We start from the raw sequence: 26,955 nt of genomic DNA on the forward strand, positions 1-26,955 counted from the left end.
ATGTGAAGTAATATGTTGTTTTCACAACATTAATAAATTGGGTCTAATGTACGGTTTGAGAATGTCCGAACAAAATAGCTTTGGGTTTCAGCAATAATGACGTGCCTTAACCCAATAATCGCAATCAAGTTAGGTATCGCCATTAAACCGTTTACCGTATCGGCCAATAACCAGATCACATCCAGCTTGATAAAAGCCCCCACGGCAATCAAACCTAAAAATAGCACTTGGTAAGCTCGCAGCCCACGTTCGCCCACTAAGTAATACCAGCAGCGCTCGCCATAATAGTGCCAGCCTAAAATTGTGGTAAACGCAAAGCAGACTAAGGCGATGGTCACTAAATACTGACCAACGACCGCCGAGCCGCCTAGGCTGAAGGCCGCGCTCGTCATGGCAGCACCTGCAGTATCACCGCTCCAGACCCCGGTAATAATCAGTACCAGCCCTGTCATAGTGCAAATGATGATGGTATCGAAAAAGGTGCCCGTCATGCTGACTAAGCCCTGCTCGACCGGCTCATTGGTTTTCGCTGCCGCGGCAGCAATTGGCGCGCTTCCGAGGCCAGATTCGTTAGAAAACACCCCGCGGGCAATCCCCATTTGAATAGCCTGCGCCACGGTCGCACCTAAGAATCCCCCCGCCGCCGAGACAGGCGTAAAGGCCGACTCCACCACTAATTGCAAGGCGGGTAAAATCGATTCGGCAAAACTCACTAAAATCCATACACAAGCCAGCACATAACCAATCGACATCGCTGGCACTAACTTTTGCGCCACGTTGGAAATACGCTTCACCCCACCTAAGGTCACCGCCGCAACTAACAAGGTGAGCACCGATGCCGTGGCCCAAGTGGGCACCTCAAAGGCAATGGTCAAGGCATCGCTAATCGCATTCACTTGGGCGAAAGTACCAATCCCGAAAAACGCCACTCCTACACCAAACAGGGCAAACAATTTTGCCATCCAATGCATGCCCAAACCCCGCTCGATGTAATACATAGGGCCGCCCGCAATTTGTCCGCGCGCATCGGTAGTGCGGTATTTTACCGCCAACATACATTCGGCATATTTGGTCGCCATGCCAAAGAAGGCCGCCAGCCACATCCAAAATAATGCCCCTGGGCCGCCCATCTTAATCGCGGTTGCCACCCCGACAATGTTGCCCGTACCGATGGTGGCGGAGAGTGCCGTGCACAAAGCGGCGAAGGAAGATAAATCCCCATGCCCTTTGGCAGGTTTAAACAATAGGCCGAGTGCCATTGGCAGACGAAACACTTGGATAAGCCGCAAACGCAAGGTGAGATAAATGCCCGTACCCACGAGTAAACACAGGGTAACGGGTCCCCAAACGATACCGTTCAGGCTGCTGAGTAAAGCTTGAAAACTCATGATATTCCTCAATTATTAAACAACTAAATTAATAAAGGAGGAGGAAAAGAAATGGCTGTGACACACCGCTGCCAGCCTAAAGAAAGACTATCACCCAGCCAATAAAGGCAGGGAAAGAGTCCAAAAGACAAACGACAGGGACCGTGCAGTCATCCTCTCCTCTGTCCTTTTGCCTGAGCGTTTCGCAGAATGCATCCATCGACGCACCTACTTTCGCCTTCGGCGCCACCTATTATCGCGACTTAACGCAATCGGTAGTCTCTCCAGAGGCTCGTCCAGTAACAGTCCACGCCTTGCGGCACCTGAAAGAGTGCTTTGTATCGGGAAAGATCCCAAAACAAAGTTGCCTCGTCGGTGTGGGGTTAATTCCCCACTCTCCTGCTACCTTCATCCGAACGGATTGTTAAATCGATAGTCCGCTATCGATTTAACAGGGCGCACAGCATGCAACAAACACAAAAATAGCTCAAGCCCATTTGCTCACAGAATGGGGTTCTAAAACCACAATTGCAGAAAATTTAAACAGCATAAAACCTAAGTCTGAATCCATGCAAAGTGAACCTTAAGGACCAAATAGCAGTATCTATCAGAAGATAAAATGTTTTATCTTTAGTCGGGCTAAATGTTGCCAGAGTGGAAGGATAAATGTCAGAAGTAGCCAAACTTATCCAAGTGAGTAAAAGTTTTCGCGACGGAGAGCAGCGCCATACCGTATTACAAGCCGTCGATTTAACCTTGCATCGCGGTGAGACCATCGCACTCACGGGCCCCAGCGGCAGCGGTAAAAGCACACTGCTAAATTTGATCGCAGGCTTTGAAACGCCAGACAGCGGCCAGATAGTGCTGAATCATCAATCCACCCAAGATTGGCAAGACAAACACTGGAGCGAGTTCAGGCGTAACCATTTGGGCGTCGTGTTTCAACAATTTAATCTGCTGACGCCGCTCAATGTGAGAAACAACATAGGTTTTTCACTCAATCTCAATGGCGCCAGTTGGAATCCTTGGTGCGATTATCTCATCGACAAATTGGGGCTGGCTTCATTGCTCAATCGGCAAGTCGAAGCGCTTTCAGGCGGGCAACAGCAAAGGGTCGCTATCGCCAGAGCCTTAGCCCACAACCCGAGTTTACTGCTGGCCGACGAACCCACGGGCAACCTCGATGATGAATCGGGCAAACAGGTGATGTCGCTGCTGTGCGAACTGGCCAAAGAAAGCCAAACCAGCATACTTATGGTCACCCACAGTGAAGAATGCGCCGCCTTTATGCACAAACGCTGGCATCTTTCCCACGCCGCTGTATCAATCTCCGGTTAACTAGATGATGAGCCCTGCATTAACTCCTAAGGCAAATCACAGCCAAACCAGAAACCGCCCATGGCTGCGGATCTATTGGGTATTAAAGGTCTTTCTCGCCCATTATCGCCACGCGCCGCTGCAAGCGGGCGCCATTTTGATTGGCCTTGCCCTCGCAGTGACTTTGCTTATCGGGGTTAAAGCCACCAATGATAATGCTATTCGCAGCTACAGTGAGGCCACGGAACTCTTGAGCCAGCGAGCCGATGTGCTCTTAAGCGCGCCCATTGGCCAAGAAACCCTCGACGAATCCGTGTATTTCAGCCTGCGCCAAGCGGACATAAGCCAAAGCCTTGCGGTTGTCAGTGGCAGAGTGGCGGGCCTGAACGGTCAGTTCTGGCAAATTGAAGGCAGCGATATCGTCGCCGCGCTGACGGCGAGCCTAAGCTCAAAAGAAGGGCAAAAGCACAACGCCAGCACAAAGCAAGCAACCAATCTAAGGATGTCAATGGGAGCGCTGCCGCTCGCCGAGTTAATGAGTGGTGAGCCGATAGTAGTAATGAGCCAGAGCCTTGCCAATAAAATCGCGCCCAATGGCCAACTCGACCTCGCGCCCGCGTCTTTTGCACCAGACAAGCTTAAGGTCATTAGTATCGATGATAGCTGGGGGCTGGGCAGTGCGATTCTGACCGATATTTCCCTCGCCCAAAGCTTACTCGGGATGCAAGGTAAACTCAGCTATATCGCCCTATTCAGTGACAGGGATAAGCTCCCCACCTTAAAGCAGCGGCTCAAAACCCTAGGTATTACGCCGCTTCGCGCCAGTTACAGTCAACAGGATCAAGGCCAAGCCTTGATGGCGCTTACCCGCAGTTTTCATTTAAACCTCAATGCGATGAGCATGTTAGCCTTTGTGGTCGGGCTGTTTATTGCCTATAACGGTGTGCGTTATAGCCTGATGAAACGCCAACGTCTATTAATCCAATTGCTGCAACAGGGCTTAGCGCGGCGCGAAGTCATGCTTGCCCTACTTGGCGAGTTGCTGCTGTTGGTGGTGCTAGGCTCGCTAATGGGATTTATCTTAGGATTACAGCTGAGTCATTGGTTGCAACCTATGGTCGCGATGACCTTAGAGCAGCTCTACGGCGCCCACTTGTTGCCAGGAATTTGGCAATGGCGTTGGTTGGCCGAAGCGATAACCCTCACCTTAGTCGCCGCCCTAGCCGCCTGTTTACCCTTGTATTTTGACTTAACCCGCCAATCCCTTGCCCAAGGCGCTAATCGTTATCAACAAACGCAGGCCCACAACAAAACCCATGGCAGGCAGTTTATCTTAGCCTGCAGCCTGCTCACGCTCGCCGCAATACTCATGCCCTTCAGCCAAAGCTATAACACCAGTTTGGTATTGTTGGGCATGGTTGCCGTTGCGATTCCATTGTTATTACCACAAGTATTGCATTGGGGCGTTAGCTTGCTGCTGCCATTGACTCGCCCCGGACTTAAGCAATATCTCCTCGCCGAAACCCGCGAGCTTATCGCGCCACTGTCCCTCGCCATGATGGCGATACTGCTGGCACTGAGCGCCAATGTGTCGATGAACACCTTGGTCGGTAGCTTCGAGCAAACCTTAAGAAGCTGGTTAGAAACCCGCTTGCATGCCGATTTATACCTGCGCCTCAGCGCCAACCATATGGCCGAAGTGCGCGATAAATTAAGCCAAGATCCTCGCCTGAGTGGCCTATATCAGCAATGGCAAGTGGAGGCCGAAGTATCACTCCAAGGGGCGGCACAAACGATTCCCGTCAACCTGATTAGCCGAGATGATGCATCGATTCAACACACCAGCACACTCAAAGAAAGCTTGCCGGATCTCTGGCAAACCTACTTTGAAGGGCGCTACGTGTTAGTCAGCGAACCCATGGCCATTAAGTATCAGCTGCAACTCGGCGATAGTTTGGCGTTAAACGTACTGGACAAAACTGCCAATAATCCCGTGGTGATCGCGGGGATTTATTACGACCATGGCAATACCCGTAATGAGCTCATCATCAGCCATGAGCTATGGCAACGGGCGCAGCTACCCGTGTTACCCATTAGCCTTGCGGCCAGTTTTCACTCTGTCGAGCCAGAAGAGCAAATCACAGCGACTCAGCGCAAACTCAGCGAGGCTGAGCTAGATGACCTGCAAGGGCAATTGGCCGTCACATTGGGTTTAGCGCAGGCGCAAATTTACAGCCAAGCCAAGATCAAGGCTCAGGCCATTGCCATGTTTAAACGTACATTCTCAATCACCTTGGTGCTCAATAGCTTAACTTTGCTGGTGGCGGCCATAGGGCTATTTAGCGCCTGCTTGATGTTAACTCAATCTCGGCAAGCGCCATTGGCGAGGCTGTATTCCCTCGGGGTGAGTCGTAACAAATTGCGGACTATGGTGTTCAGCCAAATGCTGCTGGTCGTGGTCATCACTTGCCTGATGGCCATGCCCACAGGCGCGCTGCTCGGCTATTTATTGATTGATAAAATCACCCTGCAGGCCTTCGGCTGGACAATCAAGATGATCTGGGATTGGTATGCCTATGGAAAAGCCATCCTCATTGCCTTAGTGACCTGCACCTTAGCCGTACTCTTACCGCTTTACTGGCAAACCCGCAGGCCCTTAATTGCCAGTTTGCAGCAGGAAACCCTATGAGCGCATGCGTACCTCAAACCAAGGCTTGGCACCTTAATCCATTAGCGTCTGCCACGCGATTTAAGATCGGCACAAGCTCAGGCTTTATTTTGAAGAGTGTCATAGGTGGCTTACTGCTTGCGACAATAAGCGGCTGCGATAACGCGCCTTCAACGACCGAGCCTCAATCCATGGGGACTATACTGGGGCAAGCAAGCGCTGATAGCCAAAGCTTTGCCAAGGTGACGCCAGGAAACCACTTTCAATTTCCTCAAGATCACCTCGCCCATCAGGATTTTCGTCAAGAATGGTGGTATCTCACCGCCAATTTAACCACTGAGAATGGGGAGCAACTTGGCGCCCAATGGACGCAATTTAGGGTAGCACTAAAACCTAAGCACACTGGACCGCAAAACGAGGGAGCGACGCCTAAGTCCACTTGGGCGACGGAGCAGCTTTATTTTGCCCACAGCGCACTCACCTCCAGTACTTATCACCTCGCCCATGAAAAATGGTCGCGGGCGCATCCGTCACTGGCGGATGTGAGCGCTGATCCCTACCAAATTCGCCTCGATAACTGGCAATGGCGCAGTCAATCGAATGAGTTATTCCCTGCAACCTTGAGCGTTGCAACCGACGACTTTAGTTATCAACTCGAGCTTAACAGCCAAGCGCCACTGCAATATCAAGGGGATAAGGGTTACAGCATTAAGAGTCGCGACGGCAAAGTCGCCTCTTACTACTACAGCCAACCCTTTATCACAATTCATGGCGAAATCACCCGCCATATCAAGATCAATGGCCAAGTGGAAAACCGCGTCGAGAAAGTCACAGGCCAAGGCTGGCTAGATAGAGAATGGAGCTCGCAGTTTTTAAATAAGAGCCAGCAGGGCTGGGATTGGTTTGCTCTTAGGTTAGATGATGGTTCGGCGCTGATGTTATTTCAGCTCAGGGAACAATTCTCCGATAAAGCGCAATCGGCCTTTTACAGCGCCAGACGAATGTTTGCCGATGGCACCGGACGCAACATCAATTCCCGCGACACCCCCGATGGGATAAAAATGACGCCACTCGAGTGGCAAACCACCAGCACGGGTAAATACCCGATCCGCTGGCAAGTGCAAATCCCAAGCGAGCAAATCGACATCCGCATTTCTCCCTTAAATCCCAATAGTGCCATGGCGTTATCCACCTCCTATTGGGAAGGCCCGATTGAGCTTAAAGGCAGCCATAGCGGCACGGGTTATATGGAGCTGACGGGCTATTAATCTCCACAACAGACTTAGTTCTAATGTGATCTCCATATCAAAAACAGCGACTTAACACGCATTATCCTCATACTATCGATTGCAAATGCTGTTGAATTTTCACTCAGTGATTGCATTTCGATGCAAATCCCAATAAATTATTATGACAACGTTGTCAAAACAATCAAAACAACAAGATAGCCATCGTAATCACGGACGATTCTATTCAGTTCAATAACACAGGGAGGGGTGGATGAGCGCTTTACGTAAAGGGTTTACCCTGATTGAACTGATGATCGCCGTCGCCATTATTGGCATTCTTGCCGCCATTGCGATTCCTTCGTTTAATGAGTACTTAAAACAAGGCCGACGCTTCGATGCGCAGCAATATCTCGTCAGTAGCGCCCAAGCGCTAGAGCGCCATTATTCCCGCAACGGCCTGTATCCCGCTTCGCAGAGTTTAACCAATAGTACCTATTACAGTTTCAGCTACACGCCTACGGCGGATAAATTAGGTTTTAGCCTCAAGGCCGTCCCCACCAGTCGTCAATCGGACTCCTGCGGCACCTTAAGCCTCGACCATAAAGGTGTACGCGCCCCCGCAACCCATTGCTGGACCCACTAAGATGGCAAGTCAGACTAAAGCAGGGTTCACCTTAGTCGAATTACTGGTCGCTATTGCCATCATAGGCATCTTGGCAAGCATCGCCCTTCCTTCCTATCGGGATTTGATCGCCAGAGAAAGCCTCACCAGCACGGCGAATGAACTGATCTCCAGTTATAAATTCGCCCGTGGCGAAGCCATCAAGCGCAATCAGCCCGTGACACTGGAAGCGACAGAAGATGGACGCTGGCTGGTTATCAGCAATCAGGAACAACTTAAGGTCTTTAGCCCATCTAACCGCGGCGTCAGCATCGATGGCTTTAACACCCTCAATATCAATGCAACAGGCAACACCACTAAAACCCAGATGAGCCTCGAAAACACCCAAGGCGAAACGCTCAATCTATGCATATTGCCAAGCGGGCAAAGTTATTTACAGGAGGCGGCATGCGCATAGTCACACTGAGTGATAAACAACAAGGCTTTACCATGACCGAAGTGCTGATTTCATTAGTGGTTTCGGTCACTTCGCTACTGGCGCTCGGCAAAGCTCAGCTATCTTCATTGCAGCATGCGACCAATAGCTTCCAGTATACGGTCGCCACCATTCAAGCGCAGAATGCCATTGAAAGGATCTGGCCGAAGATCTGCGATATTCAGCGCCAACCCGCACGCTTTGAGGATGTCAATTTTAGGGCCAGCCTCAGCCAAGATATGCCCAGCGGTTACACCTTAGTACTACCGAACACTTATCAAGACACTATGCCCATCACTGTGACTTGGCAGGACGGCCGCATTGAGGACAATAACAGTGTGAGCCTCAACGCCAGCTTTCCGCACTTATGTCAGGTGTAGCTATGTCCTTAAGCGCGAAAAAACAGCAAGCGGGCTTTAGCTTATCTGAGCTGATGATCGCTATGGTGCTTGGGCTGATTATTATGCTGGCCGTGGTCAACTTTTTCGCCCCGCTCAAGGCCACGGTTGAAGAAAGTAAACGCCTCGAAAACGCTGCCGATGCGCTGAGATACGCCACCCTTAGCCTCAGCAAGAGCGTCAAACGTGCATCAAATATCGTATCCCTCAGCGCGAATGAGTTAGTGCTGGCAGTTGCAGCATCCCCAGCCCAACCGAGTTTAACTTGCCTAGGAACCAGCAAAACCAGCGATTACAACGAAACCTACCGTTTTGACGCCCCCAATCTGAGCTGCGACGACGGCGATGGCGCTCAGGTGTTACTCACAGGGCTAGAATCGACCCGTTTTGCACTGAATGGAGAACTGGTGACTGTAGTACTCAAGCCCGAAAAACTCCCCGCGCAATATGACCAAGGGATCCAGCTCGATATCGCCCTGCGTAAACCTCTATGGCAACAAGCCCTCAACAGCCAACAGAACCCATAAAGCAAGGAAGCCATAATGGATAATCTAAGACCTGCTCTAGGCAATAAGGAACATGGCGCGGTACTGCTTATCGTCTTAGTCTTCAGTTTGTTAGCGAGTTTGCTGGTGGTCACGTCGCTCAGGGATAATCTAGTGCAAGAGCGACTGAGCGGTAACTTTCAAAAACAGGTCAATGCACAGTTGTTAGCCGAACAGGGAATGCACGAGAGTTACAACCAACTCAAGACTCAGCTGCAGCGTGCGCCCAATCAAGGCCTGCAAACCCTTTATGAACAACTCCCCGCCGAAGCCGATGGCAGTCTCGAAGGCAGCAGCTATGCCCTCGAAAACGGCCAAATCGCCGGGGCCGATCTTAGCCTCGACAGTCGTGGCAATCATTTAGAGGGTGAGGCCAAACTCAACGCCCAGTTCACACTGCAGGGCAGTCACGGAAATACGACTTTCAATGATGCGATTGTGTCCTGCGAAAGCTTGAATTTAACTGGCAGCAGTAGCATCGATGGCTACGATTCCCGTAAAGGCGCCTATGGCGATAGCATCAGTAATGGCCAAGGTGGCAGTGAGCTTAATCAACATGGCAAAGGCAATGTCACGACCATTGAGCCCAATGCCAATATTACGCTCACGGGCAACGCACCAATTTACGGCGATGTTAGCGCCACGGGCAGCGTCACCCTCACTGGCTCGTCGGATATCCACGGCAGCATTCAAGCCAATAATGATGTCACCCTAGGCACAGGGACCATAGGCGGGAATGTCGCGGCGGGCAATAACTTTAACTTGGCCAATAGCGGCACGGTGGAAGGTTCGGTCAAAGCCAATAATAATGCCGCCACGGCGCCCAAAGCCCAAGTGAATGGCACACTGCAATATGGTGGCGACGGCAACTTTCATCAAGACAGCCAGATTGGCAACCTAGTCAACGCGCGCCCTAATGTGCCGCCCGTGCCGACAAAATCCTGCGATCCATTGGATATTGGCGCTGTGATGGGCGGCTTTAAGATGCCAAATAACGGCGCGCGCAGGATTGACTCCAACGCCAATGTCACTATCACGCCATCGGGGTCGAGTAAGACCGAACTCGGCTGGAAAGGCGATTATTTCCCGAGCCTTACTCCCACGTCAGAAAACATCTTCGGCAGTGACACCCCGGTATTTAACCTCGACAGCTTAGTCATGAGCGCCGATGGCGTGCTCAATATCAGTGGCGGCGATGTCACCCTGATAGTCAATGGTGACTTTAAAATGAGTGGCTCGAATCAGCTAAATATTGCCCCGGGCTCTAGCCTTACACTGTTTGTGGGCGGTGAAGTCGCCTTTACGGCGGGGACAAACAACGGTAACAACATTAAGGGACAAACCCTGACCGACAGCAACAAGCCGCCACTGTCTATTTTTTCTGGCTCGGATAAGGATGTCACCGTCAGCGGTAATGTGCCGATTTATGCCGCGCTCTACGCCCCCAAATCTAAGGTTAATCTCCCCGGCGGCCCAGAGATTTTCGGCTCGGTGAGGGGCAAATCCATCACAGCGACCGGAAATGGAAAAATCCATTATGACAATGCCTTAGGCGCTGCCGACTTAGGCGAAGGTAATGCTAATCCCGCAGTCATCCTGCTCAAGCAATGGCAATATTTATAGAGCTAATGCCCACGTTTAACTTACTCGCAGACTCCCTCTCCAAAGGGATAGGGATTGTATAAATTTCAAACTGAGAGTTAGATCACGCGCAAAACTTTGATCCCGATCGACTATCCCCGCCAATACCTCTTGCGAGGTATACCCACATTTTTTATCAGGTCTAGACTCACAGTTATCCACATTGAGTTGTCGCGATGTTTATCGAAAACAACTGAATGAATCTCAAGATAAAGGTACCGCTATGAGTCAGGAATACCATGTCACCAGTCTTGTGGTACATGCCGCCCCTTATGCCTTACAACAGGTTGAGGCCGATATTGCCGCATTAAAGGGCTGCGATATCCACGCCATTTCCCCCGAGGGCAAGTTCGTTATTACCCTCGAAGGCAATAGCCAAAAAGCCATTCTCGACAATGTTGAAGCCATCAACGCCCTGTCCGGCGTGTTATCCGCCAGTTTGATTTACCACCAAGTAGAACCCTTAGAACAAGAGAGTGAGGAAACACTATGAGCATTAGCCGCCGCGAGTTTCTCAAGGCTAACGCAGCGGTTGCCGCTGCCACGGCCGTTGGCGTCACGCTTCCCGTGAAAATGGTCGAAGCCGCCGAATCAGATAGCATTAAGTGGGATAAAGCCCCCTGCCGTTTTTGCGGTGTGGGTTGTAGCGTATTAGTCGGTACCAAAGCCGGTAAAGTCGTCGCGACTAAGGGCGATCCCGAAAGCCCAGTTAACCGTGGTTTGAACTGTATTAAGGGTTACTTCCTGTCGAAAATCATGTACGGCAAGGACAGATTAACCACGCCGCTGCTGCGGATGAAAGACGGCAAATACCACAAAGAAGGCGAGTTTACCCCAGTTAGCTGGGATGTCGCCTTCGATACTATGGCCGCTAAGTGGAAAAACAGCATCGCCACTAAGGGGCCAACCTCAGTCGGTATGTTCGGCTCGGGCCAGTGGACCATTTGGGAAGGTTATGCCGCCTCTAAATTACATAAGGCCGGATTCTTAACCAACAATATCGACCCTAACGCCCGCCACTGCATGGCATCGGCCGTAGGTGGCTTTATGCGTACCTTCGGCATCGACGAGCCGATGGGTTGTTACGATGACTTAGAAGCCGCCGACCAATTTGTGCTCTGGGGCGCTAACATGGCAGAGATGCACCCGATCCTGTGGGCACGCTTATCCGACCGTCGTTTAAGCCACAAAGACTGCCGCGTACATGTGCTATCCACCTTCGAGAACCGCAGTTTCGACTTAGCGGACAACCCTATGGTGTTCCGTCCACAGTCAGACTTAGTGATCCTCAACTTTATCGCTAACTACATCATCCAACACAAAGCCGTGAATACCGACTTTGTGACTAAACATACTAAGTTTGCCCTTGGTGTGGATGATATCGGTTATGGTCTGCGTCCAGATCATCCGTTAGAGAAGAAAGCCAAAAACCCAGGCAATGGTAAGTCTAGCCCTATCAGCTTCGAAGAATACGCTAAGTTCGTCAGCACTTATACGCTGGAATATGCGGCGAAAATGAGTGGTGTAGAGCCTGAAAAATTAGAAACCTTAGCTAAGGCCTATGCCGATCCTAAGGTCAAAGTCATGAGTCTGTGGACCATGGGGATCAACCAGCACGTTCGTGGCGTGTGGGCAAACAACATGCTCTACAACATCCACTTACTCACAGGTAAAATCGCTACCCCAGGCAACAGCCCATTCTCATTAACGGGTCAACCTTCGGCCTGTGGTACTGCCCGTGAAGTCGGCACCTTCGCCCACCGCTTACCTGCGGATATGGAAGTGGCCAACGATAAACACCGCGCCATCACAGAAAAAGTGTGGCAGGTACCAGAGGGCACCATTCCGCCAAAACCCGGCTTCCATGCCGTGCTGCAAAGCCGCATGCTCAAAGACGGTAAACTCAACTGCTATTGGACCATGTGTACCAACAATATGCAGGCGGGTCCGAATATCAACGATGAAATCTACCCCGGTTTCCGTAACCCAGAAAACTTTATCGTGGTCTCCGATCCATACCCAACCGTCACCGCCATGGCCGCCGACTTAATTCTGCCCACCGCCATGTGGGTTGAGAAAGAAGGTGCCTACGGTAACGCCGAGCGCCGCACCCATATGTGGCATCAACAGGTCAAAGCGCCAGAAGGGGCCAAGTCGGATCTGTGGCAATTAGTCGAGTTCTCAAAACGCTTTAAAGTGTCTGAAGTGTGGCCCGCTGAGCTTGTCGCTAAACAGCCTGAATACGCTGACAAAACGCTTTATGAAGTGCTGTTTGCCAACGGCGTCATCAACAAGTTCCCAACCACAGATTGTAAGAGCGACTTAAACGATGAAAGCGCGCACTTTGGCTTCTATCTGCAAAAAGGCATTTTCGAAGAATACGCCGCCTTCGGTCGCGGCCATGGCCATGACTTAGCCGACTTCGACCGTTACCACGAAACCCGCGGCCTACGCTGGCCAGTGGTTGAGGGTAAAGAAACCCTGCGCCGCTTCGTTGAAGGTAGCGATCCTTATGTGAAGGCAGGTGAAGGCTACAAGTTCTACGGTAAACCCGATGGCAAAGCGGTGATTTTCGCCCTGCCCTACGAGCCTGCGGCAGAAGAACCAAATGAAGAATACGATCTGTGGATGTCTACCGGCCGTGTACTCGAACACTGGCATACAGGTTCGATGACCGCCCGTGTACCTGAGCTATACCGCGCTTACCCAGATGCACAAATCTTTATGCATCCTGAAGACGCTAAGGCCCGTGGTCTACAACGTGGTGATGAAGTGCTAGTCGCATCCCCCCGTGGTGAGGTCAAAACCCGTGTCGAAACCAAAGGTCGTAACAAACCGCCACGCGGCGTGGTGTTTATGCCCTTCTTCGATGCGCGTCAGTTAGTTAACAAGTTGATTCTGGATGCGACCGATCCACTGTCAAAAGAAACTGACTTTAAGAAGTGTCCCGTAAAAGTGATGAAGGCCTAAGCCCTCATTTGATAGCAATAAGCGTATTTGAAAGCGATTAAGGAGTACTAAGGTGAGTCAGCAAGTGAAGAGTCCATTCACAGTCAAGCAAGTCAACCGTCGCCAGTTTTTGGCAACGACGGCTAAGGCTGGCTGCTTGATGGGGCTCGTGGGATTAGGCTTGACGGCCACGGCAAAAAGCCAAGGCCAACTCGCCCCCCAAGCTTGCAGACCGCCGGGCGCCCTTGAAGAAAGCGATTTTCTCTCCGCCTGTGTGCGTTGCGGTTTGTGTGTCGAGGCCTGCCCCTACGACACCCTATCGCTGGCACGTTGGTTTGATGGCGCCGCCACTGGCACGCCATTCTTTACCGCAAGACGCATTCCCTGCGAAATGTGTGAGGATATTCCCTGCATTAAAGCCTGCCCTTCGGGCGCGCTTGATCCTCAACTTGAGCAAATTAGCGATGCTAAGATGGGTGTTGCGGTACTGATAGATGAGAAAAACTGCCTTAACTTTAAGGGATTACGTTGTGACGTCTGTTATCGGGTTTGTCCGTTAATCGACAATGCCATCACCTTAGAACGCCAACGCAATCAACATAGCGATCACCACGCCATGTTTTTACCCACAGTCAACAGCGATACCTGCACGGGTTGCGGTAAATGCGAGCATGCCTGCGTGCTCGACACGGCCGCGATTAAGGTGTTACCGACCGCTCTGGCGCTCGGTAAAGCGGCGGCGCATGACACTTATATCAACACCGAGGAAACCACCTTAGAGATGTTGAATAAGGGGCTAACGCTATGAGTAACAAGTCTATGAATAACCAGACCATGAACTCAAAAGCCCGCATGCAAGGCGAGCATGCCGCAGCCATTGCAGAACTCGGTTGGTTTGGCGCACACAAATATTTGCTACTACGCCGCGCGGTGCAATTCGGCTTATTAGGCTTATTTGCACTTGGGCCATTACTGGGAATTTGGCTATTTAAGGGTAATTTATCGGCCAGTTTACTGCTCGATACCATTCCCTTGGCCGATCCACTCGTGAGCTTACAAATGCTCATTAGCGGGCATATTCCCGAGCTTAGTCTACTGGTAGGCGCAGCTTTGATCATACTGTTTTATGCCCTCGCCGGTGGCCGGGTGTTTTGCAGTTGGGTGTGTCCAGTCAATCTGGTTACCGATGCTGCAAGCTGGCTCAGACGTAAACTAAACCTTCCTCGCAGCAGCGAGTTACCACGCAATTTACGTTATTACCTGCTGGCACTCGTGCTGTTATTGCCACTGCTCACAGGCAACTTGATTTGGGAATGGGTTAACCCAGTACCCTTAGTCTATCGCGACGTGCTATTTGGCAGTCTCAGTGGTTTATGGATCTTAGCGGCGATATTTCTGCTGGATCTGTTTATCGCCGAACGCGCTTGGTGTGGCCACCTTTGTCCAACAGGCGCCCTGTTTGGCTTAATCGGCAAATGGAGCCCCATCAAAATCGTTGCCAGCAAAGCCAGTGCCTGTGATAACTGCATGGATTGCTTTGCCGTTTGCCCTGAACGCCAAGTATTAAAGCCAGCGTTAAAAGGGCAAAACCCGGTGATCACTAGCCCAGACTGCACCCAATGCGGCCGCTGTATCGACGTCTGCGCACAACGCGTATTTCGCTATCAAACACGCTTTACGGCCACTCAGGCTCAACTTAGTAAAGGCGATTCGACCGATTGTCAGTCGCCATCAACCACTTCACCAATTCGTCAACACATTGCCCCCAAGGCGGAGAATGACCAATGAAAAAAATACTCACCTTAGCTGCGATTGTATTAGCCATCGGCGGCTGCTCAGGCCAACAGGCAGACTCTCAAGCCACACCCGTAAACATCAAATCCCTCGCCGGCGATAGCGCGGTAACGGATATTCGCCCAGCCGATGCCATGCCCGTCTACCCAAGCCGTGGCAAGGCGTTAGATCGCAGCTTTACCGACCAACCGCCACTCATTCCCCATAAGGATGATTACAAAATCACTATGGATAAAAATGGCTGTTTAACTTGTCACAGCTGGGATAAAGCCCCACGGATGAAGGCCACGCCAGTGGCGAAGTCCCACGTAATCGACGATAAAGGCACGCTCAATGGCCATAACTATTTCTGCACCCAGTGCCACGTTGCACAGGCAGAAAACAAGGCGCCTTTAGTCGAGAACAAGTTCTCAAATCAATAACACAGCACTTCCCTGCCCACAAAAGCCACTGCTAACCCAGTGGCTTTTTATTTTCCGCAATAAAATCTCAGCGCTAAGCTTTGCCCGCATAGTGTTCAAAGTACTGTGTTAGGAGCGCAGCTAAGACTGAAGATTAAAACGCAGAGAATGAAATACAGAGCGTTAAACAAGCATGCAATGAGATAGGAGAGCAGGGAAAGAAAACGGGTGGGATGAGAACACGAAACGATTAAAAAGTAAAAACCCAGCCTAGGCTGGGTTTACTTGTTGTTTTGCTTTATGCAAATCACCCGCTGGAGCCGTTAATCTAGTTTGCACCGCTTTAGCTGTTTGCACATTCTTTGCTTCAGGCATAGCTGCCTGCCACAAAGCACCGACCCATAAACTTGATGTGGATTTCATTGGTTATTCCCCTGTTCTGTTAACGAGCTCAAAGTAATACTTAGGCCATCATCAGTAAAATGAATTAACGCCATACCATGGATTCCATTTAAGCATGAATATCCCAATCAAGACCTTGCAATGTTTTCTGACCTTAGTCGAAACGGAAAACTTCACCCGTGCCGCGGAAAAATGCTTTATCACCCAGCCTACGCTCAGCAAGATCATCCAAAGGCTCGAAGAGAGTTTAGGCGAGACGCTGCTTATCCGTAACAATCAAAAGGTCGAGCTGACCCAAGCAGGGCAGCTGTTTGAACACAGCGCGCGGGAAATACTCGGACAATGGCATAGATTGCAGGAGGATATGAGTAACTTAAGCGGACTAAAAACGGGACGATTAAGATTAGGCGTCTGCCCTATGATGAGCAGTTTAATTATCGGACTACTGACCAGTTACCGAAAACGTTATCCCGGCGTTGAGCTGCAAATGTATGAATACGGCGGGTTTGGTTGTGAACAGGCGCTGCTGAATAACAGCTTAGACATCGCCTTTACTGCGCTGCCAACCACCCATGAGACAGAGCTGGTGAATCAACCGCTCACCAAGTATCCCCTGCTCGCTTGTTTGCCCGATGGGCATCCGCTCGCCAGTCAATCTCACCTCAGCTGGCAGGATTTTGAGCCCTATCCCTTTATTCTCTATAACGAAGATTTTTCGTTGGCGAAGCTAATAAATCGCCTGAGTCGTAAGGCGGGAGTGCAACTCAATATCGCGTTTCGAAGCGGCCAATGGGATTTTCTCGCCGCCATGGTCGAGGCCGATATGGGCCTAGCGATTTTACCCGAACCTATTTGCCAAAAACTCAGCACCAGCAAGCTAGTATTTAGACCTATGCAACCGGCTATGACCTGGGATTTAGCCCTCATTTGGCGGCAAAATCTACCTTTAACCCCTGCGGCCAATGCGTTACTGGAGCTGAGTAAACAGAAAGCACTGCGTTAAACAGCTCCTCCAAGGCTTGGGCTTGGACTAAGCCTTAGGCTGCACCACTCATACTGTTTTACCTTAAATTTCACCCATAAAAAAACCGCTGTAAGCCTTGGCTTAGCAGCGGTTTCTATTTAGAGGAAGTTAAGAATTACTTCTTAGCTTCAGCAGCTTTACGCTCTTTAACTTGCTCAACAACTTTGTCCGAAACGCTGTTTGGACATGGGCTGTAGTGTGAGAACTCCATAGAGAACTGACCACGGCCTGAAGTCATTGTACGCAGAGTACCGATGTAACCGAACATTTCTGATAACGGAACGTCAGCCTTAACACGAACACCCGTTACACCAGCAACTTGGTCTTTGATCATACCGCGACGACGGTTTAAGTCACCGATTACGTCACCGACGTTGTCATCAGGGCTGAACACGTCAACTTTCATGATTGGCTCAAGCAGTTGTGGTTTAGCTTTAGCAATAGATTGACGGAATGCCGCTTTAGCAGCGATTTCGAACGCGATTGCTGAAGAGTCAACTGCGTGGTAAGCACCGTCAGTCAGTTCGAACTCAACGTCTAACACTGGGAAGCCAGCGATAGTACCAGTGTTCATCATGCTCGCGAAGCCTTTCTCAACTGCTGGCCAGTATTCCTTAGGAACGTTACCACCAACAACTGAAGACTTGAACACGAAACCAGAGTTTGGCTCACCTGGGCGGATGATGTATTCGATCTTACCAAATTGACCAGAACCACCAGATTGTTTCTTGTGGGTGTATTGGTCTTCAACCATTTGAGTAATGGTTTCACGGTATGCTACTTGTGGTTCACCCACGATCAGCTCAACACCGTAAGTACGCTTCAGGATGTCCACTTTAATGTCTAAGTGCAGTTCACCCATACCTTTAAGGATGGTTTCACCTGAATCTTCGTCAGTTTCTACGCGGAATGATGGATCTTCTGCGATCATCTTACCGATAGCGATAGCCATCTTCTCGCTGCCGCCTTTATCTTTTGGCGCTACTGCGATAGAGATAACTGGCTCTGGGAACACCATGGCTTCCAGAGTACATGGGTGCTTAACATCACACAGAGTGTGACCAGTTTGTACGTTCTTCATACCCACGATAGCGATAATGTCACCAGCTTCTGCTGATTCAATTTCGATACGATCGTTTGCATACATTTCGCACATACGGCCGATACGCTCAGTCTTACCAGTTGCACTGTTAAGAATAGTGTCACCTTTCTTCAGGCGGCCAGCATAGATACGTACGAAAGTCAGGGCGCCGAAACGGTCGTCCATGATCTTGAACGCTAATGCTTTTAATGACTCGTCAGCAGAAACGATTGCGTATTCGCCAGTTTCGTTACCTTCTTCGTCAGTTAAAGGTTGTGGATCAACTTCGTCTGGTGCTGGCAGGTAGTCAACAACAGCGTCTAGAACCAGTTGCATACCTTTGTTCTTGAACGCAGAACCACAGAATGTTGGGAAGAATGCCATAGTACGAGTACCCTTACGGATACAACGCTTCAGGTCTTCAATAGATGGCTCTTCGCCTTCCATGTAAGCTTCCATCAGATCGTCATCTTGCTCAACAGCAGATTCGATCAGCATTTCACGGTATTCTTCAACTTGGTCAACCATGTCTGCTGGAACGTCAGTTACAGTGAAGTTTTCTGGAAGACCAGAATCATCCCACACGTAAGCTTTACGAGTTAACAGGTCAACAACACCAGTGAACTCATCTTCGATACCGATTGGCAGAACCATAACCAGTGGGTTAGCAGCTAAAACGTCTTTAGTTTGCTTAACAACACGTAAGAAGTCAGCACCCATACGGTCTAACTTGTTTACGAAGATGATACGAGCAACTTCAGATTCGTTAGCATAACGCCAGTTAGTTTCTGATTGAGGCTCAACACCACCAGAACCACAGAATACAGCGATACCGCCGTCAAGAACCTTCAGAGAACGGTAAACTTCAACTGTGAAGTCAACGTGTCCAGGGGTGTCAATAACGTTGAAACGGTGGTCTTTCCAGAAACAGCTTACAGCAGCTGATTGAATGGTAATACCGCGCTCAGCTTCCTGAACCATGAAGTCTGTTGTTGATTCACCGTCGTGAACTTCACCTAACTTATGGATTTTACCGGTTAGCTTAAGAATACGCTCGGTGGTCGTGGTTTTACCCGCGTCAACGTGAGCGAAGATACCAATGTTTCTGTATTTGGATAATTCGGTCATGATTCAACTTTAATGATTAGTTTAAGAAGTAGACGGAGTATGCGACAAACCACCGACACACCGCACATCAGATTATTTTAGGCGCATATTGTAAATTGGAACCCCGCTATGCGCAAATGGCTCTTGCAATTTTTCACGATAAAGTCGCGGAAAAAATTAAAAAAAAATAAGAAAAATATGTGAAAACAATTAAATAAAAAAATTTAGCTCAATATTCAATCAATTAGTAAAAAACCTAAAAATAAGCCGATTTTCATCGAGACTGATGTTTTTCCATGCTTTAGCTGTTAACAAACAGCCATAAACCCGCTCTAAGCCTGTCAACAAATAGCCTGGAGCCAGTCAATCAATAACCATGAGTTGATTCACTGACTGTGCAACTCAGTAAAAATCGTGCGAACTGGGAAGGTTTTCTAGGATAAATGGCGGATTTCTGAATAAAAACCGCTACGAGCTTAGGAATGGACTTAAATCTTACCAAGCAAGGCAGCTACAGATGAGTATCATCGACACAAATCTGGTCCCGCCCCAGCGCTTTTGCCTGATATAGCGCCTTATCAGCCCGCTCAAAACACGATTGCATCGGCTCATTGGCGGCGAGTTTGGCAATCCCGAAACTACAGGTGAGCTGAACATCACCACTAAAATGGTACTCACTGATGGCGGTTGTGATCCGCTGACACAGAGACTTCACGGCCTCGAGTGAAGTGTTATGGCAGAGGATCACAAACTCTTCCCCGCCCCAGCGTGCAACCACATCACTTTCACGCACACAGTGCTGCAATACCGAGGACAACTCCATCAAAATAGTATCCCCAACGGAATGGCCTAAGGTGTCATTGATCTCTTTAAAGAAATCGATATCTAACATCACCAAGCAAATGGCCCCTTGCGTGGAAGCGGCGGCGCGGTGTTCATGGACAAATTGTCGATTAAAGTAGTGCCGATTGTAGAGTTTAGTAAGCGGATCATGGGTGGATAAAAACTCAAGTTCGGTATTGCTTTGCTCTAACTGCAAACGCAATTCCTCAAGCTGCTGGTTTTTATCGGTTAGTCGGCGATTGTAACGACTGATCATATAAGTGCGCGTTACCAGTAGGCACACGACTAACAGTGTCGCCGCAATCACTTGATAGATAAGTAAGTAGTTGGTTTCATCGATAATGGTGATGTTGTTCCATTTCTGGTAAATCCTGATCCGCTCCAGCTCATCCACATTGTCTAGCACTTGATTGATTAACGGCAGCAGCGCCTCATGTCCAGCCCTCACCCCCACCCGCAGTTCATCCTCTGGGCCACCCCAACCGGCAATTTTAAGGTGATTGAATCCTGTCTGCTGAATATAGGCATTAACGGAAAACATCGACCCCACAAAGAGGTCGACCTTTTTCTCGAGCACGGCTTCAAGCCCCGCTGGCTCGCTCGCCACTTTAATGGTGTGAACCTTGGGATAGTAATGCTGAATATATTCGGCGAGACGATAGCCATCAGGCACCGCCAAGGTGCGCGGACCGATGTTTTCAAACCCTTGCAAAAAGGGTTCGTCCTTGAGAGACACTAATACATTGGGGGAGCGAAAATACACATGGCTGAAATGTAAAAACTGCTCCCGAGTCGCCGTCTTATTGAGTAGTGGGGTTAAATCACAGCGCCCCGTTTGTAGGAAATCTAAGGTTTGTGTCCAAGAGGTGGTGGGCACAAGACTAAACTTTAATGACGAATGGGCTTCGATATAACGAATATAATCCGACGAAATCCCCACATGTTGACCGTCACGAATCGCTTCATAGGGTAACCAATCGGGGTCAACACAGTAACGCACCAACTGGGTGGCATTGGCAAATTCATCGTCTGCAGCATTAAGGTATGAGGCCAAGCGCTCGGCATTGACACATAAAGGTGAGCATAAACAAAGGAGTAAAACCCAGAATCTGCAACCCATGTCGCTTCTCTAATACACTCAGCAATTCGTCTTACAAGGTAAAAAAAGTGTATACGCGATATTAAGATAATACCAATAAACCCTAAATTGATTATGGAAATATACGCTGGGATGTATCCAGCGACTGTTACTTAGATAAAAAAATACCCGCCGATTGGCGGGTATTTCGATTCTGTCATCGCTTAAGCAAGATTAATCTTCAACTGGCGACACAACGAAGAGTAAGTCACCTTGCGATACTTGCTGACCATTGCTGTTCAGAATACGCTCGATGCGGTACTTCTTATCTTCTGGGTACAACACAGCGCCTTGACGGTTAAAGCCGGCTAAGTTGACCTGAGAGAACATCTTCATCGCTTCAGTTAACGCAAGCGTCTGGTCTGCAGTAACAATATCGCCTTCTTTCACGAAGTCAGGTTCGCCTGGAGCAGGAGAGGTATAGAAGATACCTGCGCCTTGGGCTAATACTTTCAGTTCGTTACTTTCACCGACACGCAGTGACTCAGTGTCTACACCTACGGTTTCGGCAGCGGCTTCCATTTCAGCGATCAGCGCAGGAATGTCGAGCTCAGCCATGAAACGTGGCAGGTAGTTAGTGTCGTATACGCCTTCTTTGAAGGTGCCATCGCTTAGGATCAGTTTCAGCAATGGAATGTTAGTCGCGATACCTTTGAGTACTACGCTATCTAAGTAAGCGTGCAGTTTCGCGATAACGTCTTCACGGTTTTCACCGCGCATAATCACCTGAGCGATTAAGCTATCGTAGTATGGTGATACTTCTTTACCCGCAGCGGCAATCGAGATGATTTCCACATCTGGATGATCTGGGAATACACATTCGGTGATCTTGCCAGGATTTGGGATCAGTTGCAGTACACCATGGCTGTCGAGTGCTGCTTTTTCGGCAGTCACACGTACTTCCATCGCATAACCGATTTCTTTCGGCTCGAGGTTCTCGATTGAACGGCCCGCAGCGATATCAAACTGCGCGCTCACGATATCGATACCAGAAGTCGCTTCAGTTACTGGATGCTCTACCTGCAGACGGGTGTTCATTTCCATGAAGTACACTTCGTTCGCATCTAAGTTATAGATGAACTCAACTGTACCTGCGCCCATATAATCGGTCGCATCACCTAAAGCACGGGTGTAATCCAGCACTTGTTTTTTCAGTTCTTCTGGCAGCATGGTTGAGCCAGACTCTTCGACCACTTTCTGGTTGTTACGCTGTACAGAACAGTCACGTAAACCCAGAACCTTAGCGTTACCAAACTTGTCACGCAGTAACTGCACTTCGATATGACGCAGTGAGGTTACATATTTCTCTAAGTACAAGTCGCCGTTACCAAAGGCCGCAGCCGCTTCGGTAGAGGTCTTTTGGAACAAACCAATCATATCTTCAGGGCGTTTAACGACCTGGATACCTTTACCGCCACCACCTTGTACCGCTTTGAGCAGCACAGGGTAACCAATTTCATTGGCAACATTCACCGCTTGCTCAGCGTTCGTCAGAATACCGTGTGAACCTGGTACTACTGGCACGTTTTGGCTTTGTGAAGTCTTAATCGCGTTCGACTTGTTACCCATAGTCGTCATTGAATGTACGCTAGGACCAACGAAGTTAACCCCATTGTTCACACACAAGGCCGCAAATTGTGGGCTTTCAGACAGGAAGCCGATACCTGGGTGCAGTGCATCAACTTGCTCGTATTCGGCAACTTTGAGCACTGAGTAAGCGTTCAGGTAACTTTCGTCAGAGGTGTTACCACCTAAGCAGACTAACTTGTCTGAGTCTTTCAGCATATCCGCAGGTACGGCGGTCATGTCAGGATCTGACGCCACTAATACCACGTTGATATCGTTATCGTGAGCCTTACGGATCAACTTAACAGCGGTACAACCACGGGCATGAACCAATACTTTGTTAATTGGTTTCATTAACTTACGCGGATCGTTTTGAACAATCACTTCTTCTTCAACAGGCGCTTCAACAACCAGTGTTGATAGGGCGTTGATGATCACGTCATTGATCTTCGCCGTTGGCATTGGCATCAGCGGATCGATGCTCGCCAATTGATTATCTAAGGTTTCGCTGAATGGGTTGTGGACTAGGCCCGCCATTGCACCTGGTACTTTCGACAAGTAGTTAGACAGCGTCGAAGTCGAAGGCAAGTAAGCTGGAACCACCATTTGACCCGCGAATGGCATGTTAGTACCAGACAGGTAATAGGTTTGCACTAATGGGTGAGTCACGAAACTCGCCTGCGCACCACCGGTACAGTCACCAAAACCGAACATCAGTACTGGCAATTCGTTATCACGGATGAAACGGGTGATACGGTCGTTCACAACAGCCATTGAGAACAGTGCTGCAGCACCTTCTTTAGTCTGCATACCGCCTGAGCTGATAAAGCAAACAACTGGTAGCTTACGCTTAGCACACTCGATCAGCAGGGCAGAGAATTTCTCAGCACTCGCCATATCGAAGGCACCCGCTTGGAATGCAGTGTTAGACACAGCCACACCCACACGGACTTTTTGACCTTTTTCTTTAAAGTCAGCAATACCTGTGATCAGACCGCAAGGACGAATGCCTTTGTCTAACGCATCTTCGATTGAGAGGCGGAAACCAGGGAAGTTAAGCAAGTTGGCCGACATTTTGTCGCCATTGATCTCTTCAAAATGAGTGAAGAATTGCTTAATCACATTTTCCCACGTCATCTTGCCGGTACGTTTTTCGTCACGTAATACTTTTTGGATCAGTAAGTCCTGATAACCCATGGTCAAGCGGTTCCAGAAGTCCTTACGACGACCGATACGCACAGGGTTAATCGCGCCAGTGTACTTGCTGTTATCGCTTTCACTGTCGAAGTATTCAGGCAGTAAACGCTCGAAGAAGTAAGTCAGGATAACGAATAAACTGTCGTTAAGTTGTGGGAAGCCCACACTCTTCCACTGCTCTACACGCACCAAGAGATCGGCACGGTTAGATTGGCCCATAAAGTACTTAAGCCACTTGTAGAATTTCGCCTTGTCGTTAGCGGTATCCTGAGTCGACAGCGCATGGTCAATTGACTTGTGCAGCAGGTTGTTCACTGAGTTACGCGACAAGCTCTTCGCCATCATGGCTTCTTTCGCGATAGACGCTAAGCTGCCCACAACGTTGTCGTACAGTGAGTTAAAGATCAGGATGTTATGACATTGCCAAATGAAGTCTTCACGCAGTTCGTCGTTCACAACCACATCGAGCACAGTCAGTTGATTCAGTTCAGGCCACTTGGCTTGAGTCACTGACTTTGGCAGATTTTCAAGGTGCTGGATTAAGCCCTTGAAGTTGTTTGCCGCGTTGCTCTTCCAACGGTGATATAAAGACCAACCGATGTTAAATAGCAGCGCCTTACGTGCTTTCTTGTAGTTCTCTTTTGGTTCACCCAAAATCAAACGAGTCAGCATGTTACGCTCGGTAGACACTTCATCGCGCTTAGCAATAAAGTTCGCCCACAGCTTGTTTAGATCTTCATCGTAAACCAGCTTATCAGGGCTTGATAACCAAGCTTGGAATACACGGTCTTGCTCTTGTTGGATACGAGCTAACAAGTCACCTTCAGGCACGCTAACACGTGACAGACGTCCGTATTGCTCCTGAGAGATTGAATGAATGCGGCTACGCAGCGTTAAATAACGCAGGTAACGGTAAGCACTACCAAACAGGTTGTGATGGTTGGTTGGGCTAGTTGCCACGGCCAATTCCGCGTTTAACTCTAACGCCATCAGATTTTTAGATGGGCTGAGGAAGCGCGCTAAACTGCGGTCATAGTGCTCACGTAAATCTTTAGATTCACGCACAAAGTTGATGGCTGCACGTTCAACAGCTTCGATACTGCTGATAATAGCGCGGCGTAAGTTGTGCTGACGCTCGTCACGGTCACCTGGAGAGAAATCGATGATGCCATCGATACAACCCGCGGTGTAAAGCTCTTCTGGAGACACGCCCACAGACTTAGCACATTCCTGCCATGACAGGTTGTACTTACGCGCAATACTCTGCAGACCTTGCGGCTGAATCGTGTTGAAAATACCATCGCGCAGCGATAACAGGATGTTGGCCGCCGCTAATGGAATTGCACCGCCCGAGTAACCCGCACCGATAACGATACCGACTGTTGGCACGTCAACGTTGGCACTCTCAGCAATCGCCTTAGAAATAGAATGTGCTTGGTTTTGGCTGTTAGCCACTTCGCCCGCATCGGCCCCAGGGGTGTCGATGAGGTAAACGATAGGCATAGACAATTCGGCGAAATGACGAATCGCTTTACAGGCCGCATAGTGATGTTCAGGCATCCACGCGCCGTTAGCCGTGGTACGCTCTTGGGCAATAAAACCGATACGACGAGTGCGTGAACCGAAATTCAGCTCGACCTCAGCGCTGTAGAAAGAACCCAAGTGAGTTTCGGTAATCAAGCGACCTTTTAGGTCAGCAATGATACGTTTTGCACCAGGACGACCTTTATCTTGGGTCGGCTGGATCACTTTTGCGACGTAACCATCGACATCTAAAGATGCCAAGTCTTTTAAATTTGCCTGAATGGCGTCATCGTTTAAAAGACCTTTAATTTCATCTGATAAGCTCTGTTTACTGTGTTTAGGAAACAGAGAAAAATCTTTTGCCAAATGCTCGGCTTGTAAAAAAAGCGGATCGGGCGTTTGGGCTTGAGTCATGTGTGTGGGCTGATTATTGCTGGTCATCAAAAGATCCTCTGCTTTAGCCTCTGAAAATTTTTAGCCAATAAATATAACTTTGTTATCCCGCCAAATGCCATTAAACTGCATAAGACGCTATGTTCCAAATATGAGACAGTGGGAAAAACATGCCAGATTTAAACGGTATGATGCTATTTGCAGCCGTAGTTAGAGCGAAGGGATTCTCCCAAGCTGCACGTGAAACCGGCCACCCAAAATCCACCATAAGTCGCAAAATCGCGCAGCTCGAAGAAGAACTTGGCGTGCGATTATTACAACGCGACACCCGCAACTTAAGCCTTACTCAAGTCGGGGCCCTCTTTTATCAACACTGTGATTCCATTCGCAATGAGGTGGAAGCGGCCAAGGCTGTTATCGAGAGTACCCATGATGATGTGTCAGGATCATTACGGATAGCTATTCCAGTCTCTTTTAGCCAAGAATTAATCGCTAACCTCTGTAGCGGATTCATGCGTTTATATCCCAATGTGGAATTAGATGTCCAGTTTACCGACAACGATATCGGTTTAGTGGGTGAAGGATATGACATAGCTATCAAATATGGGCCACTGCAATCCTCTGATCTTGTTGCAAGATTACTGTTCGAGCGCCAACCCATTCTCGTGGCAAGCCCGGCCTATTTAAAAGCCCGAGGCACACCTGCAACCCCCAAGGAATTAAGTGAGCACAGTGGCATCTTACTCGGGACATCACGCTCAGCGCCTATTTGGCCACTGGGTAAAGGCGCGCGTAAGACCATGGTGAATTTTCAACGTAAGGTTAGGGTTAATAGCCCTATTATGGTCAAGCAGTTAGCCCTCGATGACTTTGGGATTGCCATGCTGTCCAACTCCGCCTGCAAGACGGAATTAGCGAATGGTCAACTGGTTCCCATACTACAAGAATGGCCAATCGAACCCTTTAAGGTCTATGGGGTATATTCCAGTCGTCGCCAATTAGCCACTAATATCAGTGCCTTCTTGGACTTTTTCGTCAAACGCTTTAGCAGCCAAGAAAGCCTGCAATCCTTGATGGGCTAAGCACTTTATCGCAGCGGCACTCTCCTTTACCTACATCGCCTCTCCTTGATTCACATCCCTACGTTGAGTGACCCAATTGAGTGTCTCGTCCTAAGATAGGTTGACAGTTTTTAGGCCAGCTCCAGTAGCTGGCCTTTTCTATTGTGCACCTGATTAGGGGTTGCCATATTCAAACTCAGATGCGGTCTCATA

At 49.3% G+C, this 26,955-nt stretch carries 19 protein-coding genes, 1 pseudogene and 1 riboswitch; of the genes and pseudogenes, 15 read left to right on the top strand and 5 right to left on the bottom strand.

The features are described from left to right. Positions 1-29: 29 nt before the first annotated feature. Complete coding sequence (locus L2713_RS08355; RefSeq protein WP_248967573.1) at positions 30-1,388, bottom strand: alanine/glycine:cation symporter family protein; 1,359 nt, start codon at positions 1,386-1,388, stop codon at positions 30-32. Between the two features lie 151 nt (positions 1,389-1,539). After that, a riboswitch (glycine riboswitch) is annotated at positions 1,540-1,665 on the bottom strand. A gap of 368 nt (positions 1,666-2,033) precedes the next feature. Between L2713_RS08355 and L2713_RS08360 the strand changes: the two are divergent. From L2713_RS08360 to napB, 13 genes and pseudogenes are all read left to right on the top strand, one after another. Further along, positions 2,034-2,555 (top strand): annotated as a pseudogene (locus L2713_RS08360) (ABC transporter ATP-binding protein); the annotation flags it as partial. Between the two features lie 154 nt (positions 2,556-2,709). Continuing rightward, positions 2,710-5,373: an ABC transporter permease gene (locus L2713_RS08365; protein WP_248967575.1), complete on the top strand. Its 2,664-nt coding sequence runs from the start codon at positions 2,710-2,712 to the stop codon at positions 5,371-5,373. Beyond that, on the top strand, positions 5,370-6,620 hold the full coding sequence (locus L2713_RS08370) for a lipocalin-like domain-containing protein (protein ID WP_248967576.1): 1,251 nt from the start codon (positions 5,370-5,372) through the stop codon (positions 6,618-6,620). The genes L2713_RS08365 and L2713_RS08370 overlap by 4 nt, the downstream gene beginning before the upstream one ends. A 232-nt stretch (positions 6,621-6,852) precedes the next feature. Next, positions 6,853-7,224, top strand: coding sequence for a type IV pilin protein (locus L2713_RS08375; RefSeq protein WP_248967577.1), 372 nt, complete (start codon positions 6,853-6,855; stop codon positions 7,222-7,224). Position 7,225: 1 nt separating this feature from the next. Beyond that, positions 7,226-7,660 (top strand): GspH/FimT family pseudopilin, encoded by a 435-nt coding sequence (locus tag L2713_RS08380; RefSeq protein WP_248967578.1) that lies wholly within the window; start codon positions 7,226-7,228, stop codon positions 7,658-7,660. After that, positions 7,651-8,058 (top strand): type IV pilus modification PilV family protein, encoded by a 408-nt coding sequence (locus L2713_RS08385; protein ID WP_248967579.1) that lies wholly within the window; start codon positions 7,651-7,653, stop codon positions 8,056-8,058. Before L2713_RS08380 ends, L2713_RS08385 begins: the two co-directional genes overlap by 10 nt. Positions 8,059-8,060: 2 nt before the next feature. Then, a complete protein-coding gene (locus tag L2713_RS08390) occupies positions 8,061-8,603 on the top strand; it encodes a PilW family protein (protein WP_248967580.1) in 543 nt (180 codons plus the stop codon). A gap of 15 nt (positions 8,604-8,618) precedes the next feature. Continuing rightward, on the top strand, positions 8,619-10,244 hold the full coding sequence (locus L2713_RS08395; protein WP_248967581.1) for a DUF7305 domain-containing protein: 1,626 nt from the start codon (positions 8,619-8,621) through the stop codon (positions 10,242-10,244). Between the two features lie 241 nt (positions 10,245-10,485). Continuing rightward, positions 10,486-10,755, top strand: a complete 270-nt coding sequence (locus tag L2713_RS08400) for a chaperone NapD (RefSeq protein WP_011718223.1) — start codon at positions 10,486-10,488, stop codon at positions 10,753-10,755. Then, on the top strand, positions 10,752-13,232 hold the full coding sequence (napA, locus tag L2713_RS08405) for a nitrate reductase catalytic subunit NapA (RefSeq protein WP_248967582.1): 2,481 nt from the start codon (positions 10,752-10,754) through the stop codon (positions 13,230-13,232). The genes L2713_RS08400 and napA overlap by 4 nt, the downstream gene beginning before the upstream one ends. A 52-nt stretch (positions 13,233-13,284) precedes the next feature. Then, on the top strand, positions 13,285-14,019 hold the full coding sequence (napG, locus tag L2713_RS08410) for a ferredoxin-type protein NapG (RefSeq protein WP_248967583.1): 735 nt from the start codon (positions 13,285-13,287) through the stop codon (positions 14,017-14,019). Continuing rightward, positions 14,016-14,999 (top strand): quinol dehydrogenase ferredoxin subunit NapH, encoded by a 984-nt coding sequence (gene napH / locus L2713_RS08415; protein WP_248967584.1) that lies wholly within the window; start codon positions 14,016-14,018, stop codon positions 14,997-14,999. The genes napG and napH overlap by 4 nt, the downstream gene beginning before the upstream one ends. Beyond that, complete coding sequence (gene napB / locus L2713_RS08420) at positions 14,996-15,427, top strand: nitrate reductase cytochrome c-type subunit NapB (RefSeq protein ID WP_248967585.1); 432 nt, start codon at positions 14,996-14,998, stop codon at positions 15,425-15,427. Before napH ends, napB begins: the two co-directional genes overlap by 4 nt. A gap of 249 nt (positions 15,428-15,676) precedes the next feature. Here the strand turns inward: napB and L2713_RS08425 are convergent, their stop codons facing one another. After that, complete coding sequence (locus tag L2713_RS08425; protein WP_011627178.1) at positions 15,677-15,829, bottom strand: hypothetical protein; 153 nt, start codon at positions 15,827-15,829, stop codon at positions 15,677-15,679. A 94-nt stretch (positions 15,830-15,923) separates the two neighbouring features. Between L2713_RS08425 and L2713_RS08430 the strand changes: the two genes are divergently transcribed. Next, entirely contained in the window at positions 15,924-16,811 is an 888-nt protein-coding gene (locus L2713_RS08430) for a LysR family transcriptional regulator (protein ID WP_011718228.1), read from the top strand. A gap of 136 nt (positions 16,812-16,947) precedes the next feature. Here the strand turns inward: L2713_RS08430 and fusA are convergent, their stop codons facing one another. The 3 genes from fusA to L2713_RS08445 form a co-directional block, all read right to left on the bottom strand. Continuing rightward, positions 16,948-19,041: an elongation factor G gene (gene fusA, locus L2713_RS08435; protein ID WP_248967586.1), complete on the bottom strand. Its 2,094-nt coding sequence runs from the start codon at positions 19,039-19,041 to the stop codon at positions 16,948-16,950. Between the two features lie 490 nt (positions 19,042-19,531). Then, positions 19,532-20,983: a diguanylate cyclase gene (locus L2713_RS08440; RefSeq protein ID WP_315973160.1), complete on the bottom strand. Its 1,452-nt coding sequence runs from the start codon at positions 20,981-20,983 to the stop codon at positions 19,532-19,534. A 192-nt stretch (positions 20,984-21,175) separates the two neighbouring features. After that, entirely contained in the window at positions 21,176-25,729 is a 4,554-nt protein-coding gene (locus L2713_RS08445; protein WP_248967588.1) for an ATP-binding protein, read from the bottom strand. A 122-nt stretch (positions 25,730-25,851) separates the two neighbouring features. On the opposite strand from L2713_RS08445, the gene L2713_RS08450 reads away from it, so the two are divergent. Next, positions 25,852-26,763 (top strand): LysR family transcriptional regulator, encoded by a 912-nt coding sequence (locus L2713_RS08450; RefSeq protein WP_011621492.1) that lies wholly within the window; start codon positions 25,852-25,854, stop codon positions 26,761-26,763. Positions 26,764-26,955 lie beyond the last annotated feature (192 nt).

Origin of the sequence: Shewanella seohaensis (assembly GCF_023283775.1) — a bacterium.
Lineage (GTDB): Bacteria > Pseudomonadota > Gammaproteobacteria > Enterobacterales > Shewanellaceae > Shewanella > Shewanella seohaensis.

Coding starts and splice junctions, on each gene's coding strand:
- L2713_RS08355 (WP_248967573.1), bottom strand. CDS start 1,388: ATGAGTTTTCAAGCTTTACTCAGCAGCCTGAACGGTATCGTTTGGGGA.
- L2713_RS08365 (WP_248967575.1), top strand. CDS start 2,710: ATGATGAGCCCTGCATTAACTCCTAAGGCAAATCACAGCCAAACCAGA.
- L2713_RS08370 (WP_248967576.1), top strand. CDS start 5,370: ATGAGCGCATGCGTACCTCAAACCAAGGCTTGGCACCTTAATCCATTA.
- L2713_RS08375 (WP_248967577.1), top strand. CDS start 6,853: ATGAGCGCTTTACGTAAAGGGTTTACCCTGATTGAACTGATGATCGCC.
- L2713_RS08380 (WP_248967578.1), top strand. CDS start 7,226: ATGGCAAGTCAGACTAAAGCAGGGTTCACCTTAGTCGAATTACTGGTC.
- L2713_RS08385 (WP_248967579.1), top strand. CDS start 7,651: ATGCGCATAGTCACACTGAGTGATAAACAACAAGGCTTTACCATGACC.
- L2713_RS08390 (WP_248967580.1), top strand. CDS start 8,061: ATGTCCTTAAGCGCGAAAAAACAGCAAGCGGGCTTTAGCTTATCTGAG.
- L2713_RS08395 (WP_248967581.1), top strand. CDS start 8,619: ATGGATAATCTAAGACCTGCTCTAGGCAATAAGGAACATGGCGCGGTA.
- L2713_RS08400 (WP_011718223.1), top strand. CDS start 10,486: ATGAGTCAGGAATACCATGTCACCAGTCTTGTGGTACATGCCGCCCCT.
- napA (WP_248967582.1), top strand. CDS start 10,752: ATGAGCATTAGCCGCCGCGAGTTTCTCAAGGCTAACGCAGCGGTTGCC.
- napH (WP_248967584.1), top strand. CDS start 14,016: ATGAGTAACAAGTCTATGAATAACCAGACCATGAACTCAAAAGCCCGC.
- napB (WP_248967585.1), top strand. CDS start 14,996: ATGAAAAAAATACTCACCTTAGCTGCGATTGTATTAGCCATCGGCGGC.
- L2713_RS08425 (WP_011627178.1), bottom strand. CDS start 15,829: ATGAAATCCACATCAAGTTTATGGGTCGGTGCTTTGTGGCAGGCAGCT.
- L2713_RS08430 (WP_011718228.1), top strand. CDS start 15,924: ATGAATATCCCAATCAAGACCTTGCAATGTTTTCTGACCTTAGTCGAA.
- fusA (WP_248967586.1), bottom strand. CDS start 19,041: ATGACCGAATTATCCAAATACAGAAACATTGGTATCTTCGCTCACGTT.
- L2713_RS08440 (WP_315973160.1), bottom strand. CDS start 20,983: ATGGGTTGCAGATTCTGGGTTTTACTCCTTTGTTTATGCTCACCTTTA.
- L2713_RS08445 (WP_248967588.1), bottom strand. CDS start 25,729: ATGACCAGCAATAATCAGCCCACACACATGACTCAAGCCCAAACGCCC.
- L2713_RS08450 (WP_011621492.1), top strand. CDS start 25,852: ATGCCAGATTTAAACGGTATGATGCTATTTGCAGCCGTAGTTAGAGCG.